This window comes from Actinoplanes sp. NPDC051513, from assembly GCF_044454685.1.
GTDB lineage: Bacteria > Actinomycetota > Actinomycetes > Mycobacteriales > Micromonosporaceae > Actinoplanes.
Map to the genome: position 1 here is coordinate 601,303 of NZ_JBITDW010000003.1, position 15,690 is coordinate 616,992.

At 69.2% G+C, this 15,690-nt stretch carries 12 protein-coding genes, 1 tRNA gene and 2 pseudogenes; 7 read left to right on the forward strand and 8 right to left on the reverse strand.

Annotated features, from left to right (window positions below; genetic code table 11):
• Positions 1 to 254 precede the first annotated feature (254 nt).
• Together orn and ACIA5D_RS12820 are read left to right on the forward strand one after the other, a co-directional pair.
• A complete protein-coding gene (gene orn / locus ACIA5D_RS12815; RefSeq protein ID WP_396030033.1) occupies positions 255 to 845 on the forward strand; it encodes an oligoribonuclease in 591 nt (196 codons plus the stop codon).
• A 103-nt stretch (positions 846 to 948) separates the two neighbouring features.
• Positions 949 to 1,021: transfer RNA gene (locus ACIA5D_RS12820), tRNA-His, on the forward strand.
• Between the two features lie 41 nt (positions 1,022 to 1,062).
• Here ACIA5D_RS12820 and ACIA5D_RS12825 read toward each other — a convergent pair.
• The 5 genes and pseudogenes from ACIA5D_RS12825 to ACIA5D_RS12845 all read right to left on the reverse strand — a co-directional run bounded on the left by ACIA5D_RS12825 (position 1,063) and on the right by ACIA5D_RS12845 (position 5,490).
• Positions 1,063 to 1,644, reverse strand: a complete 582-nt coding sequence (locus tag ACIA5D_RS12825; RefSeq protein ID WP_396030034.1) for a fructosamine kinase family protein — start codon at positions 1,642 to 1,644, stop codon at positions 1,063 to 1,065.
• 31 nt (positions 1,645 to 1,675) lie between these two features.
• The gene (locus ACIA5D_RS12830; RefSeq protein WP_396030035.1) at positions 1,676 to 2,716 is read right to left on the reverse strand and encodes a hypothetical protein; all 1,041 of its coding nucleotides are present in this window, start codon (positions 2,714 to 2,716) and stop codon (positions 1,676 to 1,678) included.
• Positions 2,717 to 2,793: 77 nt separating this feature from the next.
• Positions 2,794 to 3,180, reverse strand: a pseudogene (locus ACIA5D_RS12835) (VTC domain-containing protein); the annotation flags it as partial.
• Positions 3,181 to 3,242: 62 nt separating this feature from the next.
• Positions 3,243 to 3,389 (reverse strand): annotated as a pseudogene (locus ACIA5D_RS12840) (hypothetical protein); the annotation flags it as partial.
• 100 nt (positions 3,390 to 3,489) lie between these two features.
• Positions 3,490 to 5,490 carry a sigma-70 family RNA polymerase sigma factor gene (locus tag ACIA5D_RS12845; RefSeq protein WP_396030036.1) on the reverse strand — a complete coding sequence of 667 codons (2,001 nt, stop codon included), beginning with the start codon at positions 5,488 to 5,490 and terminating at the stop codon, positions 3,490 to 3,492.
• 207 nt (positions 5,491 to 5,697) lie between these two features.
• Between ACIA5D_RS12845 and ACIA5D_RS12850 the strand changes: the two genes are divergently transcribed.
• Both ACIA5D_RS12850 and ACIA5D_RS12855 read left to right on the forward strand, forming a co-directional pair.
• Positions 5,698 to 7,113 (forward strand): pectinesterase family protein, encoded by a 1,416-nt coding sequence (locus tag ACIA5D_RS12850; protein WP_396030037.1) that lies wholly within the window; start codon positions 5,698 to 5,700, stop codon positions 7,111 to 7,113.
• The gene (locus tag ACIA5D_RS12855; protein ID WP_396030038.1) at positions 7,110 to 8,531 is read left to right on the forward strand and encodes an RICIN domain-containing protein; all 1,422 of its coding nucleotides are present in this window, start codon (positions 7,110 to 7,112) and stop codon (positions 8,529 to 8,531) included. The genes ACIA5D_RS12850 and ACIA5D_RS12855 overlap by 4 nt, the downstream gene beginning before the upstream one ends.
• A gap of 275 nt (positions 8,532 to 8,806) precedes the next feature.
• On the opposite strand, the gene ACIA5D_RS12860 is transcribed toward ACIA5D_RS12855, so the two are convergent.
• The 3 genes from ACIA5D_RS12860 to ACIA5D_RS12870 all read right to left on the reverse strand — a co-directional run bounded on the left by ACIA5D_RS12860 (position 8,807) and on the right by ACIA5D_RS12870 (position 12,598).
• Positions 8,807 to 10,837 carry a cellulose binding domain-containing protein gene (locus ACIA5D_RS12860; protein ID WP_396030039.1) on the reverse strand — a complete coding sequence of 677 codons (2,031 nt, stop codon included), beginning with the start codon at positions 10,835 to 10,837 and terminating at the stop codon, positions 8,807 to 8,809.
• A gap of 190 nt (positions 10,838 to 11,027) precedes the next feature.
• Positions 11,028 to 11,486 (reverse strand): hypothetical protein, encoded by a 459-nt coding sequence (locus tag ACIA5D_RS12865; protein ID WP_396030040.1) that lies wholly within the window; start codon positions 11,484 to 11,486, stop codon positions 11,028 to 11,030.
• A gap of 266 nt (positions 11,487 to 11,752) precedes the next feature.
• Complete coding sequence (locus ACIA5D_RS12870; protein WP_396030041.1) at positions 11,753 to 12,598, reverse strand: serine protease; 846 nt, start codon at positions 12,596 to 12,598, stop codon at positions 11,753 to 11,755.
• 206 nt (positions 12,599 to 12,804) lie between these two features.
• Here ACIA5D_RS12870 and ACIA5D_RS12875 point away from each other — a divergent pair, with 206 nt between their 5' ends.
• Genes ACIA5D_RS12875 through ACIA5D_RS12885 form a run of 3 tightly spaced genes read left to right on the forward strand, consistent with a single transcriptional unit; the run spans position 12,805 to position 15,685 of the window.
• Positions 12,805 to 14,076 carry a hypothetical protein gene (locus tag ACIA5D_RS12875; protein WP_396030042.1) on the forward strand — a complete coding sequence of 424 codons (1,272 nt, stop codon included), beginning with the start codon at positions 12,805 to 12,807 and terminating at the stop codon, positions 14,074 to 14,076.
• Between the two features lie 20 nt (positions 14,077 to 14,096).
• Entirely contained in the window at positions 14,097 to 15,254 is a 1,158-nt protein-coding gene (locus ACIA5D_RS12880) for an ATP-binding protein (protein ID WP_396030043.1), read from the forward strand.
• Positions 15,251 to 15,685 carry a response regulator gene (locus ACIA5D_RS12885; protein WP_396030044.1) on the forward strand — a complete coding sequence of 145 codons (435 nt, stop codon included), beginning with the start codon at positions 15,251 to 15,253 and terminating at the stop codon, positions 15,683 to 15,685. Before ACIA5D_RS12880 ends, ACIA5D_RS12885 begins: the two co-directional genes overlap by 4 nt.
• Positions 15,686 to 15,690 lie beyond the last annotated feature (5 nt).

Here is a 15,690-nt window from a genome sequence, read left to right on the forward strand (position 1 = left end):
GGCAACGCCGAAGCGAAGCCGCGCCGCCAATCGAAAGGGCCCTCCGCGCTGCCGACGCGGAGGGCCCTTTACCTGGGGAACGGAGTAACCGAAGGGGGGCTTCGTCCGTTAAGACCACTTTATCCCGCGAAGCGACCAACTGGGAAGTCCCGCCCCGAAAGCGGACAAAACACGTCCCCGAGTGGGTCCCGCCCGGATGAGTGGCCGCTAAGGACGTGACACCGACACGTTGTACGCGGGCGTAGGCTGTCGGCGTGGCTGATCTTCTGGTGTGGATCGACTGTGAGATGACCGGTCTCGACCTCGGCAAGGACAAGCTCATCGAGGTCGCGGCGCTGGTCACCGATCCCGAGCTCAACGTGCTGGGTGAAGGCGTCGACCTGGTGATTCACGCCGATGACGCGGCGCTGGACGCGATGCCGCCCGTGGTGCGCGACATGCATGCGAAATCGGGCCTGACCGAAGAGGTCCGGCGCGCGGTGATCACGATGGCCGAGGCGGAGGAGAAGGTCCTCGCGTACGTGCGGGAATTCGTCCCCAACCCGCGCACCGCGCCCCTCTGCGGCAACTCGATCGCCACCGACCGCGGTTTCCTTGCCCGCGACATGCCGGCGCTCGACTCCTTCCTGCACTACCGCATGATCGACGTGTCCTCGATCAAGGAGCTGTGCCGCCGCTGGTACCCCCGGGTGTACTTCGGGCAGCCGCCCAAGGGCCTCGCCCACCGCGCCCTCGCCGACATCCGCGAGAGCATCCGCGAGCTCGAGTACTACCGCCGTACGGTCTTCGTCCCGCTGCCCGGCCCGGACGTCGAGACGGCCAAGGCGATCGCCGCCGGGCTGTAGGAGTCGCGAGTCACCCGACCGCGCAGGTAACCCGCTCGACGACCCGCGCAGCGGTACGGCTATGATTGTCGGGCACCACGGGGTGAGTCCCCGTGCGGCAATGGTGGTCGTAGCTCAGCTGGTAGAGCACCGGGTTGTGGTCCCGGGGGTCGCGGGTTCAAGCCCCGTCGATCACCCAATCGAAAGTGCAGGTCAGGGCGCCTAACTGCGAAAGCGGTCAGGCGCCCTGACGCTTGCGTGCCCCGTTTCGGCGGGAGCGGCCGTAGCGCTCGACCGCGGCGGCGATGCGGCCGATGAACGGGCGGCCGAACGGCGAATCGCCGTCCACGGTGACGACGGCCAGATATCCGAAGAGTCGCCACAGCTCTCGGCGATCACCGAACGTGGCGTCGATCGGAGTCACCTCGCGGTACGCGTCGAAGACGATCGGGGGGACCGGGGCGAAATAGTCCAGCAGCGCCAGGCGGTCGATCACGCGCTCGACCTTCGCCGCCAGATCCGGACCGAGCCGTCCGGTGTCGACGGCTCGGCGGAGCAGGGGCGCGAGGCGGCGGCTGCCGTAGAAGGACGGCCAGTCGGCGGCCGTCCGGTTGTCCTGGGGTAGCGGCCCGAAGAATCCGTCGAAGGCGGCCAGCCCGAAGCTGTCCCCGTACACGTGATGAAGTTTTGCCAGCTCGCGGCCGATCGAAGCCCATTGCTCGGTGGTGCGCGCCTCGGCGGGAGTCTCGGGAATGGCCTCCTGCAGCAACAGGGTGCCGCCGCCTCCACGCTCGGTAACCAGTCCACGCTCACGGCGCATCCTCGGTCAAAACCGGCCGCCTGACGTGCGCTCAGGACAGGCGCGCCAGCCAGGGCGCCGCCTCGTCCGAGGGGAGCTCGCGGTCGACGGTGAGCTCGGGCGCCATCAGCGGGTACAGGCGGCCTACGTTGTAGGCGCGGCTGTACGACGGCCGGTTGAGGACGATCACGCGGCGGCCCTCGGCGGCGGAGATGTCGGCGGGGCGGCCCTCGGCCCAGATCGGGGCGCCGGACGCGTCGGTCAGGTCGAACTGGGTGCGTACGCCGCCCTCGGGCATCATCATGCCGTCGGTCGCCGCGGCCACCCAGGCCGGGTCGGGACGCTCGCCCGGGATGCGATCGTCGCCGATCAGCGCGGCGGCCAGCAGGACGTGCAACTGGATGTTGTCGCCGACGCCGCTCATTGTCAGCTCGAAGACCCGGTCGCTCTCGCAGTGGGCCACCACCAGGCGCTCGTCGTCGAGGACCCGCAGCAGGCCGAGCAGCCACGGCGCGTCCTCGGCGTGTTCGCTCATCGCGATCGCCGCGGCGGTCAAGCGGTCGCGCTCGGGCAGGGCCTGACGGCTGCGCTTCTGCTGCAACGGCAGCAGCAGGCTGGGGATCCAGTCGTTCACCGAGAACCAGGCCTGGGTGATCTGCCCGGCCTCCTCGACGCTGAGCCCGGCCGACGGCGCCGCCTCGACGATCCGCTCGCGCAGGGCGCGGTACTCGTCGGCGCTGGCCGGCGCGGACACCTCGCCCAGCTTGTCGGCGAGCAGGCCGAACTGCGCGGCCGACTCGAGCCCACCGGCGACCCGGTCGACCAGCACGCCCAGCACCGGCAGCGGGTCGGCGCCCGTCTCGATCAGGCCGGCCGCCAGCGTGGCGAGGAAGCCGCCGTTGCCGAGCGCCACCTCGTCGAGGGCCGGCGCGAGTTTGCGCAGGCCGGCGCTGAGCTCGGCCTCGTCGGCCAGCGGAACCCGCTCGACGACGGCGCGCTGGTTCCGGGTGGACTCGGGGCCGTCGAGCCGCAGCACGGCGTCGGCCAGGTCAGCGCAGATCTCGGGCAGGGTGTGCGAGCGGCGTCCGAACACGGACGCATCGTAGACGCTAAATCAGCGTCGCAGGGGCCGCGCGCACGAGGTGCGTGCGGCCCCCGGAGCCGGTGGCGTTAGGGGCGACCGCCGCCGCCCGTCTGAGTGCCGGCGGTGACGGTGGTGGTCTGCGTGCCGAGCAGCGAGTCGAGGAACGGCCGGCCGGGCGTCACCGTGGCGCTGTGCGATACCTCGTACGGAATCCTGCTCTTGATCGTGTCCCCGCGCTGACCCGGGGTCTTGACCTCGGGCCAGCACACCGCCGAGTCGAGGTAGGTGCGGGTGCGCACCTTGAAGCGACGGCGGCGGCGATGCGCGGTGAGCCGGAAGCTGATCAGGTCGGGCGTGTCGAAGTAGACGGACCGGTAGCGGAAGACCCGGGCGCCGTCGATCTCCAGGATGCGGGCCTGACGACCCAGCCGGCGCGGCAGGTCAAGCGCTTCTGCCAGCGGCAGAACGTACTTCCGGTCGACCCGGGTCTACAGGGAGGCTTTCTCGGTGAGCTCTTCCAGCGAGATCGTGTCACTCATCGCTCGACGCCGATCATGGCGGGAACGCGGGCGTGCGAGTATCGCACGTCCACCACCGTCGTCTCGTTGACCAGGTCGACCCGCTCGACGGCGGCCGAGTGCACCCGCGCGCCCAAGATCCGATCGAGCTGCGCGATCAGCGCGGCCTGAACGTCAGCCTGCGGCGAGGTTTATCATCGATGAACATCGATATAGAGATTAGGCCGAGGCGTCCGGGAGGGACCTAAGAATCACCTGTGAATGTCAGCCGCCCATCGACGCGCCCTTGCCGTTGCCGGTCACCAGGAAGGCGGTGCGCGGGAACGAGCCGTCGTCGCGGCGCGGGCCCTCCGCCGAGGACGGGTCGGTCGAGCGGAAGGCGGACTCCTCGGCGCCGGACGGCGCGTCGGGCCTCTCGTTGCCGACCGCCACATCGGAGCGCAGCAGCGGCGAACCGACCGGGAACGCGAAACCGGCCCCGCCGTTGCGGAACGCCGTGCTGTTGACGATCGAGGCCGAGCCGCCGGCGCCGTCGTCGGTGAAGCCGTGGCCGCCGTTGTCCCAGGCCACGTCGTGCCGCAGCTTGTGCGCGGGCGCGCCCGCGGACGGGCCGCCGGCCAGGGCGAAGCCGTTGGTCGCGTTGCGGTAGGCCCAGTTGTACTCGACCGTCACCGGCGACGTGAAGCCCCCGAGGTCGTAGCCCGAGGCGGCGTTGCCCCACGAGCGGTTGCCGCGCACGAGGTTGCCGTCGCCGTCGCCGAACTGGACCGACAGCCCGGTGCCGTTGTCGTAGAAGTCGCTGTTTAGCACCTGGTTCTCGGCCGTGCCGGGGTCGCGCAGCATGAGGCCGGAGCGGGCGTTGTCGTGCAGGGCGAGGCCACGGAAAACCATGTGGGTGCAGGCGCTGCAGACGTACGCGTGGCTCCTGGCGTTCTTGATCTCGAGGCCCTGAATGGTCCACCAGGACGAATGCTGCGTGATCGCCCATTTGTCGGCGGAGATGCCGGAGGCATCGAGCACCGGCCGCTCGTCGCGGTAGCCACGCAGCACGATCGGCTCGCCGGAGGTTCCGCTCGTGGTGATCGAGACTGGCGACGTGAGCCGGTAGGTGCCACCGCGCAACGAGATCGTCTGACCGGGCTGGACCGTGGCGATCGCCTTGCCGAGCGTCGCGAGGGGGCGGGCCGGGGTTCCGTCGCCGTCATCGGAGCCGTCCGGGGCGACGACGATCTCCCGGAGAACGACGGGAGAGGCCGCGGCGGGCGAGGTTGCGGCGGGTGGGGGCGAGATGGCGCCGGCGATGCCGGGCGCCGCGGAGCGAGGGGCGAGCGTCGGGGTCACGGTGATCGTTTCGCCGGGCGGGAGAGTTTCGTGATAGACCGCGTACGCGATCCCGCCGCCGACCGCGAAAGTCGTGGCCGCGGCCACCGCCACCGTCTTGTGCTGGAACAGCCCGAGCAGCGAAAGCTTCGCGGGCGCCGCCTGGAGGCCGGCGAGCAGACCGGCCGGCACCGGCAGCGCGGCGATGCCGAGCAGCAGCTCCTCCGGCGCGATCAGCCCCCGCCGGCGCGGCTCGCAGGCCGGGCACTCGCGGACGTGCCGCACCAGCCGCTTGCGCCACAGTGGATCGGCCACCCCGTTCCACCGGCGCACCTGCTCGGCCAGCTCGGGGCAGCGCGGCCGGGCCCGCAGCGCTCGCACCACCCCGCGGGCCGCGTCGAGCTGGGCCTTCATCCGCTGAACCCGCACCGCGGCGTGCTTGGGCGCCACGTCCAGCGCCGACGCGAGCTCGTTGCGGGTCAGGTCGCCGCTCGCCTCCTGCCACCAGAGCCCGAGCAGCCGCCGGTCGCCGTCGTCGAGCCAGCGGGCCGCCTCGACCAGTTCCCGGCGCTGGTCGGCGACGACGATCTCGGCGGCGGCGTCGTCCGCGAAATCGGGCTCGGCGAGCTCCACCGGCTCGGGCACCCGGCGCTGCCGGAGGGCGCGCCGGGACCGCAGGTAGAGCTGAATCTGGCGGTACGCGATCGCGATCAGCCAGGAGCGGAACCGGTCGGGCTCGCGCAGTCCCGGCAGGCCGCGGATGGCGCGCAGCATGGTGTCCTGCACGACGTCGTCCACATCGGGGTGACCAGCCAGCGCCCGCCCGATGATGTTGTAGACGAGCGGGAGGTGCTCGGCAACCAGCGCGTCGAGGGCACCGGGACTCCCCGCCTGAGCGGCCCGCACGAGGCGAGTTGTCTCGGGCGCGATCTGACTCTGCGTCACTGCCTGCCCCCATCGATGATCTTCGCAGGCTCTGGTGTCTGGGGAGTGGCCTGAACTGCGGATTCGAATCGTGTCACGAGTTTTTGTTGTCGTCCAGGTTCGCGTGTGTCTACGAGAGTGCCGCCTTCCCCCGAGCGGTATCACTCAGGGTGACGAAATGGGAGCGCTCCCGAACTCTCCGTCACCGTCCGAGCGAGAGGACGAGAAGTGTCCCGAGCACGAAGAAAGATCATGGTGGCCGCGCTGACGATCGGCATCCCCACGGCCGCGATCGCCGTCGCCGTCCTGCCGTCCGAGGCCGCCACGCTGCCCGCCGCGGGCGGCACCTATCAGCTCGCCGTCACCAAGAGCGGCATGTGCATCGACGTGACCGCGGGGTCGAAGGACAACGGCGCGCTGCTGCAGCAGTGGGGTTGCACGTCCGGCGCGACGTGGCAGCAGTTCAAGCTGACGGCGATCACGAGCACGCAGTATCAGCTGGTCAACGTCAACAGTGGCCGCTGCATCGACGTGCCGGGTGGGTCGAAGACCTCGGGCGTGCAGGTGCAGCAGTGGGGTTGCGCGAGCTCGCAGATCAACCAGCTGTTCACGCTGAACGCGAGTGGGACCGGCACCTTCCAGATCATCAATGTCAACAGCGGGCTCTGCCTGTCGGATCAGGGCGCATCCACCGCGTCCGGGGCGGCGATCATCCAGGAGACCTGCACGGCCAACTCCAACAAGCAGTGGGCGTTCAACGCCGTCGGCTCGAGCCAGGTCGCCACCGTGGCCAAGGACGGCACCGGGCAGTACACGACGGTCCAGGCCGCGATCGACGCGGTGCCGGCGAACAACACGACCCGTCGGACGATCACCATCAAGGCCGGCACGTACCGCGAGATCGTCACCATCCCGTCGAACAAGCCGTACGTCACGCTGCAGGGCCTCGGCTCGTCCGCGTCCCAGACGGTGATCGTGAACAACCACAGCTCGGCCGGCGGGTACGGCACCTCGGGCAGCGCCACCGTCTTCGTGAACGGGCACGACTTCGCCGCCACCAACCTCACCATGTCCAACGACTACGGCGAGGGCAGCCAGGCGGTCGCCGCCAACGTGAGCGCGGACCGGTCGGCCTTCAGTAACGTGCGCTTCCTCGGCAACCAGGACACGCTGCTGGTCAACGCCTACCGGTCCTACTACACCGGCGCGTACGTCGAGGGCACTGTCGACTTCATCTTCGGCGGCGGCACCGCGGTCTTCAACGCCAGCAGCATCTACGAGCGGCGCAGCACCGGCGGCCCGATCACGGCGGCCAGGACCGACGCGGCCAACGCGTACGGCTTCCTGTTCTACAAGTGCACGATCACCGGCGCTACCAGCAACACCACCCAGCTCGGCCGGCCGTGGGGTCCGGACGCGCAGGTGCTGTACCGCGAGTCGTCGCTGAGCGCCACGATGGCCACCGCCCAGCCCTGGATCGACATGTCCGGCAACTCATGGAAGAACGCGCGGTTCTTCGAATACAAGAACACGGGCTCGGGCGCGGGCACGAACAGCAATCGGCCGCAGATGAGCGACGCGACGGCCGCCAACTACACACCGCAGAAATACCTCGCCGGCACGGATGGATGGAACCCGCTGTGAAGAAGAAGCTTGCCATCATCGTCGCGGTGCCGGCCGCCCTCATCGGGTTGTCGGCGCTGCCCTCGGAAGCAGCCGCCCTGCCCGCGGCGGGCGGCACCTATCAGCTCGCCGTCACCAAGAGCGGCAAGTGCATCGACGTGACCGCCGGGTCCAAGGACAACGGCGCGCTGCTCCAGCAATGGGGTTGCACGGCCGGCGCGACCTGGCAGCAGTTCAAGCTGACCGCGATCACGTCGACGCAGTATCAGCTGGTCAACGTCAACAGTGGGCGCTGCATCGACGTGCCCGGTGGGTCGACGGCGTCGGGCGTGCAGGTGCAGCAATGGGGGTGTGCGAGCTCGCAGACCAACCAGCTGTTCACGCTGACCGCGAGCGGCACCAACACCTTCCAGATCATCAACGTCGGCAGCGGGCTGTGCCTGTCGGATCAGGGCGCGTCGACGGCCTCGGGGGCGGCGATTATCCAGGAGACCTGCACCGCCAACTCGAACAAGCAGTGGGCGTTCAACTCGATCGCGTCCGGCCGCACCTGGTCCAACACCGCCGACGGATTCGCCGGCGGCACCACGGGCGGCGCCGGCGGCACGACCGTCACGGTCACGACGTACGCCGATCTCCTGAAATATGCGACATCTTCGGCGGCGTACACCGTGCGGGTCAGCGGAACGATCACCGTGCCCACCTACGGCTACGAGATCCCGGTGACGTCCAACAAGACGATCATCGGCGTGGGCAGCAGCGGGCGGATCAAGGGTGGCGGGTTCTTCCTCGGCGCCGGGATCCACAACGTGATCATCCGGAACCTGACCATCGGCGACACGGCGGTGGCGTCGGACGACCCGGACGACAAGGACTTCGACTACGACGGCATCCAGATGGACACGGCCGACCATGTCTGGATCGACCACAACACGTTCACCACGATCAACGACGGCTACATCGACAGCCGCAAGGACACCTCGTACGTGACAGTGTCGTGGAACGTGCTGGGCAACCACAACAAGACGTTCGGGATCGGCTGGACCGAGAACGTCACCGCCCGCATGACCATCCACCACAACTGGCTGCACGACACCAACCAGCGCAATCCCAGCGCCGACAACCTGGCGTACGCCCACCTCTACAACAACTACCTGCAGAACATCAGCTCGTACGGCAACTACTCGCGCGGCGCCACCAAGATGGTGATCGAGAGCAGCTACTTCGACCACGTGAACAACCCGTACTACCCGGACACCGCCACCGGGGCACAGCTCAAGCAGACCGGCAGCGTCCTCGTGAGCTGCACGGGACGGCAGGAGACGTCGGGCTCAGCATTCACGCCGAGCAGCTTCTACTCGTACACGCTCGACCCGGCGGCGGACGTGCCGTCGCTGGTCAAGACCTACGCGGGACCGCAAGCCAACATCGGGGTCTGAAGGGGGAACGGCCGGCCGGGGCGAGGGGCCCCGGCCGGCTCCACCAACGACGGCTCTGGCACCGGCTACGCCGCGTGCTCGACACGCCCGATGCGGTCACCGCGCTGCTCTTCGACGCGATCACCGGCCGCTGCCTGGGCCAGTTCCGCCTCGACGCCGTCCTGATCGTGCTGGTCTACGCGGTGATGCCGTAGAGACCGCGACCGCCGCCACGGTGAGAACCGTGACGGCGGCCCACAGAAGGAGCACGCCCCGCGTTACGGGCGATGGTGATGTCAGGATGACGTCGAGCAGAGCGTTCCGTTGAGAGTGAACGCCACCGGCAAGACGTTCGGCCCGTTGTAGGCGCCGACGAAGCCGACCGAGGTCGCCCCGCCGCTCGCCGCGAGCGTCGCGTCGCTGGTCACCCGCACGTCGGTGCCGCTCTGCGTCCAGGTCGCGTTCCACCCGCTGCTCACGCTCTGCCACGTGGCCGGCCAGGTGAAGTTCAGCGTCCAGCCGTTGAGCGGCGCCGCGCCCGTGTTGGTGATGTCGATCTGCCCGATGTAGCCGTTGCCCCAGTCGTTGGTGTCGGCGAACTTCACCGTGCACGTGCTGGTGGCGGCCGCGCCGGTGGTGAAGGTCAGCGGCGGCGACGACCAGGACAGGTTGCCCTTGCTGTCGCGGGCCAGCACGTTGACCGTGTAGCGCTTGCCCGGCTGTAGGTTGCTCACCGTGAACGACGTGCCGGTGGTCTCGCCGAGCTGCTCGCTGATCGCGCCGTTCGCCCGGTGGATCTCGTACTTCGCGGCGCGCGCGACGCCCGGCCAGGAGATCGTCGCGGTGCGGTCGGTGACCGCCGAGGCGGCCGGGGCTCCGGGGGCGTTCGGCGCCGCGGCATTGCTTGCGCTGGGGTGCAGGGTCAAGAGCGTGATCGAGTACGGCGGAAGCGTGCTCGCACTGCCCGGGTGTGCGCCGGAGTCCCCGTTGCCGTAGGTGAGCACGGCCGGGGCTGCCGCCGACGGGGTGTACCCGCGGTAGTCGAGCGCCACGTCGTGCGCGGCGTCCGGGTCCTTGTTGATCAGCAGGACCGCGAGGTCGCCGTTGGGCCGGCGCGCCGCGTGCGCGGTGACCAGCGCGTTGTCGGTCGCGGCCCGCACCATCTGGTCGCCGGGTCGCACGAACGACGACATCAGCTTCAGCGCGTGGTATGGCGCGAACGGCGTGTTCAGCGGCGGCTCGCAGACCGTGCCGTCGGCGGTGCAGGTGCCGCTGGAGAGCAGGCCGAAGTCGTTGTAGTCGGTCTGCCCGGCCACGGTCGACGGGGTGCCGATGCCGTTGTGGACGTTCCACCACTGCACGGTGAAGACCCCGTTGGCGATCAGGCTGCTGTACGCGTCGGCCAGGAAGATCGCGCCCGGCTGGGTGTTCTGCCCGACGCCCACGTTCAGCTCGGTCAGGCTGATCCCGATCTTGCCGGCGTTCGCGCCGCCGTACTTGTTGATCTGGTTCCGGAGCAGGTAGATCGAGTCGTCCAGGTACTGCGTCTTGCCGATCGCCTCGGCCGCGCTGCCGCCGCCGGGGTACCAGTGCACGTCGACGAAGTCGATGTGCGGCCCGGCCGCCTGCAGCACCACCTGGTTCCAGCTGCCGGCGTCGCCCGCGCCGGTCAGCGCGTCCGGCCAGTTCGCGGGCGTGGTGAGCACCGCGCCCACCTTGATCGTCGGGTCGACCGCCTTCATCGCGTCGGCGTAGGCGACCACCTCGGCCGCGTACTGGGCCGGGCTCTTGTCGGCGTGGTCGTCGGCCTCCCACTCGGAGCCGTAGTGGCCGTTGCCGTAGTTCTCGTTGCCGATCGTCCAGTACTTGGCGCCGTACTTCTTGGTGACGTTGGCGTACCGGACCCAGCCGGCCGCCTCCTCGGCGCTGCCGGTGCCGTAGTTGGCGATGATCATGGGCTCGGCGCCCGTCCGGCGGGCCGAGGCCATGAAGGTGTCGAAGTCGGTGTTCGGGGCGACATAGCCGCCGGGCGCGGTGTGCGTCTCCCAGTGGTAGATGTCGGCGTACGAGCCGCCGGGGTAGCGGATCATCTTGACGCCGGCCGCGCCGAGCAGGTCGGCGACGGCATCGGTGCCGAGCGTGGTGTCCCAGATGGCGTCGTTGACCCCGAGCGCGGTGGCCGGGACGGTGGCCTGGCCGCTGCGGGCGTTGACGGTGACCTTGACGGGGGTGTCGGCGGCGTAGACCTGGGCGGGTGGCGCGGCCAGGGCGGTTGCGGCGAGCAGGGCTGCGCCCAGCGCGACACGACGGGGGATCGCGGTCTGCATGGCTCTCCAAGGAGCGATTCAAAGGGAAATGGGAGCGCTCCCAAGTTTGCGGCCGGCAACGAAGTGTGTCAATGCACGTGCGCGGCCGGGCGATTTGCTGAGAATCAGCGGTGATGTCGCCGAAATCGCCGCGAAATACGACGAAGGGCCGCTACCCCGGTAGGGTAGCGGCCCCGCTATGAGGGTCGGATCAGTGCTTGTTCCAGCCGCCGGGGCCGTCGTGGTCGTTGCCCCAGCCGTCGTGGTCGTTGCCCCAGCCGTCGTGGCCGTCGCCCCAGCCGTCGTGGCCGTCGCCCCAGCCGTCGTGGTCACCCCAGCCGCCGTGGTTGCCGCCCCAGCCGCCGTGCCGGTCCCAGCTCACCCGCAGCGCCCACTTGCTGCGATGGAAGCCGCCCGGCACGCGGATGCAGCGGTAGTCGTCCCACTTGTTCCGGATCTCGCCGAACCGGCCGATCTTGTTGCAGGTGAACGGGTCGCGGTACACGCCGACGATCTTGGATCGGTCACCGTGGCCCGCGGACTGGGTGGCGGCCTTGCTGTCCGACGCCGCAGGCGAGGCCGAGGCGGCCGCCGCCGGGCCTGCGCTGAACGTCGCTCCCGCGACGATCGCCATTCCGGTCATCACGAGCATGCGGGTTGCTTTATTCATCGATTCACCTCTTCGTGTCCGGGATAAATGAGGATTATTCAGGGCGGTGGAGACCGCCGTGTCTACCTGCGGTAATGCGTCGGTCAAGGTAGGCCCTGAATAACCCTCATTGCCGATGTGATGATCATAGGAAAATCACGGCATTTGTCCGGTCGGAAACGCAAACACGATTAGGTGAAAAGGGCGGCGCGACAATTCGATTCCGGGAAATGTGATCCGGCGGCGAATAGCCGCCGGACCTGCAGTGATTCGTCCGAACGGACGAGTCAGGTTGTCGGTTTGGTCAGAAGACAACCCGAGACGGACAAATCGATCGTACGACTCGATGTCAGACATGTGGTGAACCAGTACGTCTGTTCGCCGTAGCTCTGCCCCTGATACGCGTGCGTGGTCCCGTTCGCATCGACCTCGCACGGGTTGTTGAGCGTGCACATCTCGCCGTCGTCGTTGCCGGTGTTGTTGATCCCGACGATCTGCCCGGACGAGGCGTCCACGATCGGCGAGCCCGACGTGCCGTGGATCGTGTCGCAGTTGACGTCGTACCGGATCGAGTCGCGCCAGGTCCACTCGTCCTCGCGCAGCGTGCCCACGAAGCCGTCGATCTTGCAGGTCCAGATCTGCTTCCAGTAGCTGGACGGGATAGCGATACTCGCCCCGGCCGCGGGGTGGCTCGCCGAGATGGTCAGCGCGGTCGCGCCATAGCGGCTCGACAGGGTGGCGTAGGTCGAGGTGAGCCGGTACAGCGTGACGTCGGTGCCGGTCATCGTCGCGTACAGGACGCGGTCGGCGCGGACCGTGGCGAGCGAGCGCCCGCTCGCGTTCAGCAGCGTGCCCGACCGGCTGCTGGTCCGGTTCTGCAGCACCTGGCCGGCGCCGAGGAAACCGCCCTCGTAGCAGTGCCCGTTGGTGAGCATCATGGCCCGGTCGCTGCTGGCCGAGCTGGGGTAGCGCACGAGCGACGCCGAGCAGTTGCTGAGCGCGATCGTCGAGGCGAGCGTGGTGGCCGCGACGGCGGCGGCCGGGGCCGCCTGTGCCGCGGCGGGGCCGGCGACGATGCCGGTGGCGGTCGCGAGCGCGGTGGCGCCGAGGGCGAGGACGCGTCGAAGACGCATGGGGGATCCCTTCTGCTTCGTGGCGGCAGGGATCGCCCGCCGCCGATGGTGGCTGGGCGTGCCGGGTCGGCGACACGCTGGTGCCGGTGCTCCGTACCCTCGCATTGGCATCTATCAGTGTCAATGCCGCTAAGAAAACCGACCGCCCGGTCGATAGGGATGTAAAGGCCTCCCGCGAAGGGGTGTCTCGATTGGTAGTGCGGCAAATGGGGCAATGGGTCGACGACGAGCTACCCCGGCTGAACCGGGCGATCCTGGCGCGTGACATCTCGCCCGGCATGCTCGCCGATCAGGCGCGCGACGTGCTGTTTCCGCAGCTCCCGGCGGTCGACGGCCTGACGCCGGAGGCGGCGCAACGGCTGGTGGTGCGGCTCGGCTTCGTCGGTGCTTCGGTGGCCCGCCATTATCAGGAATGGAATCCGGGCGGCAAACAGAGCCCGGAACGGGCGTTCGACGGCCTGGCTGTCGACAAGCGGCCGTTCCGCGAGTATTTCGCGGCGCTGGCCGCTCGCACCGGCCGCGGGCATTATGGCCGGGACAGCTATGCGTCGCTGGTGCGGTGGAACGTGGGCACGCTCGAGGTGCGCCGCGGGAACGAGCTCATGTCGGTGCTGCCCGGCGTCTTCGACGACGGCCGGATCCGCAGCTACACCGGCACGCCCGGCGAGGAGCGGTTCTTCCTGCTGATCAAGAAGAGCGAGGCGATCGAGCTGGCCGTCAACGAACTGCTCTCGCCGCTGAGCGGCGGTGAGATCAGCCTGATCTCCGACGAGGCGCTCGAACGCGTACGGGTGGCCACCGACCTCATCGAGGCGATGCGTCGCCTGTTCCTCGAGTTCGCGTCGCTGCCGCCCGGTCAGAGCATGCCGGACGAGCACTTCCTCGACGTGTTCCGGCAGTTCGCGGTGCACTGGACCCGCGACGACATCCCGCCCAGCGGCGCGCTCGACCCCGAGTCGCTCAAGCGCGACTTCCTGCTCGGCATCGGTCTGACCGGCTACGACCAGCACGTACGCCGGCTGTTCCCGGCGCTGCTCGACGAGGAGCGGCAGGCGCTCGAGGAGCTGATGACCCAGCCGACGCTGCCCGAGCGGCTGCTGGCCGAGCAGTGCATCAAACCGGACGAGCTGCGCGAGGCGGCCGGCGCGGTGCTCGGCAGCCACCCGGCGCTGATCGACTGGTACCGGCTGCTCACCGCGCATGCCCGGGCCGCCGGCGCGCACCTCATGCTGAGCAAGAAGTTCCTGTTCAAGCCGCAGCGGCGGCGGGATCTGGCCGGGCAGGGTGACAAGCCGCTGGTGTCCAACCGGACGGGTACGACGGGCATGAACGAGACGTTCTTGGAGCGGCTCACCCGCGCCCGGCACGAGCACACGCTCGCCCCGCTGCGATCGGCCCTCTCCGCGGAAACCGCCGAAAAGGGGGCCGAACCGGAGGTACCGTCGGCCGCATCGGTCTCGGTCGCGCTGGTGGGGTGACAGGTGAACAGGAGTCTGTCGTGAGCACCGGCACCCGGCCTCCGGTGCGGGTCGGGCACGAGCAGTTGATGGCGCTGATCGACCACACCTCGGCCGTGATCTACATGCGCGACGTCGACGGGCACTATCTGCTGGTCAACCGGGAGTACGAGCGGCTGTTCAACCTGCACCGCGAGGACATCGTCGGACTCACCGACCACGACCTGTTCGAGGGGCCGATCGCCGACGAGTTCCGGGCGAACGACCTGGCGGCCATCGCCCGCGGCGTGCCGCTGCAGGTGGAGGAGCAGGCGCCGGGTGAGAACGGGCTGCACACGTACGTGACGGTGAAGTTCCCGCTGCACGACGAGCACGGCCACGCGTACGCGATCTGCGGCATCTCCACCGACATCACCGCGCGTAAGCGGGCCGAGGAGGAGGTGCGCCGCCTCAATGACGAGCTCGAGCTGCGGGTCCGGCAGCGCACGGCCGAGCTGGAGGCGTCGACGCGGGAGCTGGACGCGTTCGCGTACTCGGTCTCGCACGACCTCCGCGCGCCGCTGCGCTCGCTCGAAGGCTTCAGCCAGGTGCTGCTCGAGGACTACGCCGGAGACCTGGACGAGGAGGCGCAGGGCTACCTCAAGCGGATCCAGGCGAACGTCGGGCGGATGGCCCAGATGATCGACGACCTGCTGCACCTGTCCCGGGCCACCCGGTCACAGCTGCGGCGGGACGCGTTCGATCTGAGCGCGCTCGCCCGGGAGGTGGCCGCCGAGGTGTCCTCCGCCGACCCGGCACGGGTCGTTCGCTGGGAGATTCCGGACAATCTGCACGCGCAGGGTGATCCGCACCTGATCCGCCTGGTGTTGCAGAACCTGCTGGGCAACGCGTGGAAGTTCACCGCACAATCCGCCGGCCCGGTCATCTCGATCGGCATGCATCCGCAGTCGGGGGTCGACGTCTTCGAGGTCCGGGACAACGGCGCGGGCTTCGACATGAAATATGCCGATAAAATGTTCGATCCCTTCCAGCGGCTGCACTCGGCCGGCGAGTTCGAAGGCACCGGGATCGGGCTCGCGATCGTGCACCGGATCATCACGAGGCACGGCGGCCGGATTCTCGCCGAGGGCGCGGTCGGCGAGGGCGCCGCGTTCCGGTTCAACCTCACCCCCGCGCCGGCCGACTGGGAGCTCCGATGACCGAGCGGCCGATCCTGCTGGTCGAGGACAACCCCGACGACGCGCTGCTGACCGTCCGGGCCTTCACCAAGAACCGGATCCGCAACGAGGTGGTGGTCGCCACCGACGGCGAGCAGGCCCTGCTGCGCCTGCTGCCCGAACAGGGCGAGGGGCTGCGGCCCGCGATCGTCCTGCTCGACATCAAGCTGCCCAAGATCGACGGGCTCGAGGTGCTGCGGTGCATCCGCGCGGACGAGCGCACCGAGAACCTGCCGGTCGTGGTGCTGACCACCTCCAACGAGGAGCGCGACATCATGGCGAGCTACCGGCTCGGCGCCAACAGTTTCGTCCGCAAGCCCGTGGTCTTCGAGGAGTTCGTCGCGGCCGTGAACGCCCTCGGCATCTACTGGCTTCTGGTCAACGAACCCGCGCCGTCGGGGCGGGGTGGGTGAGCGCC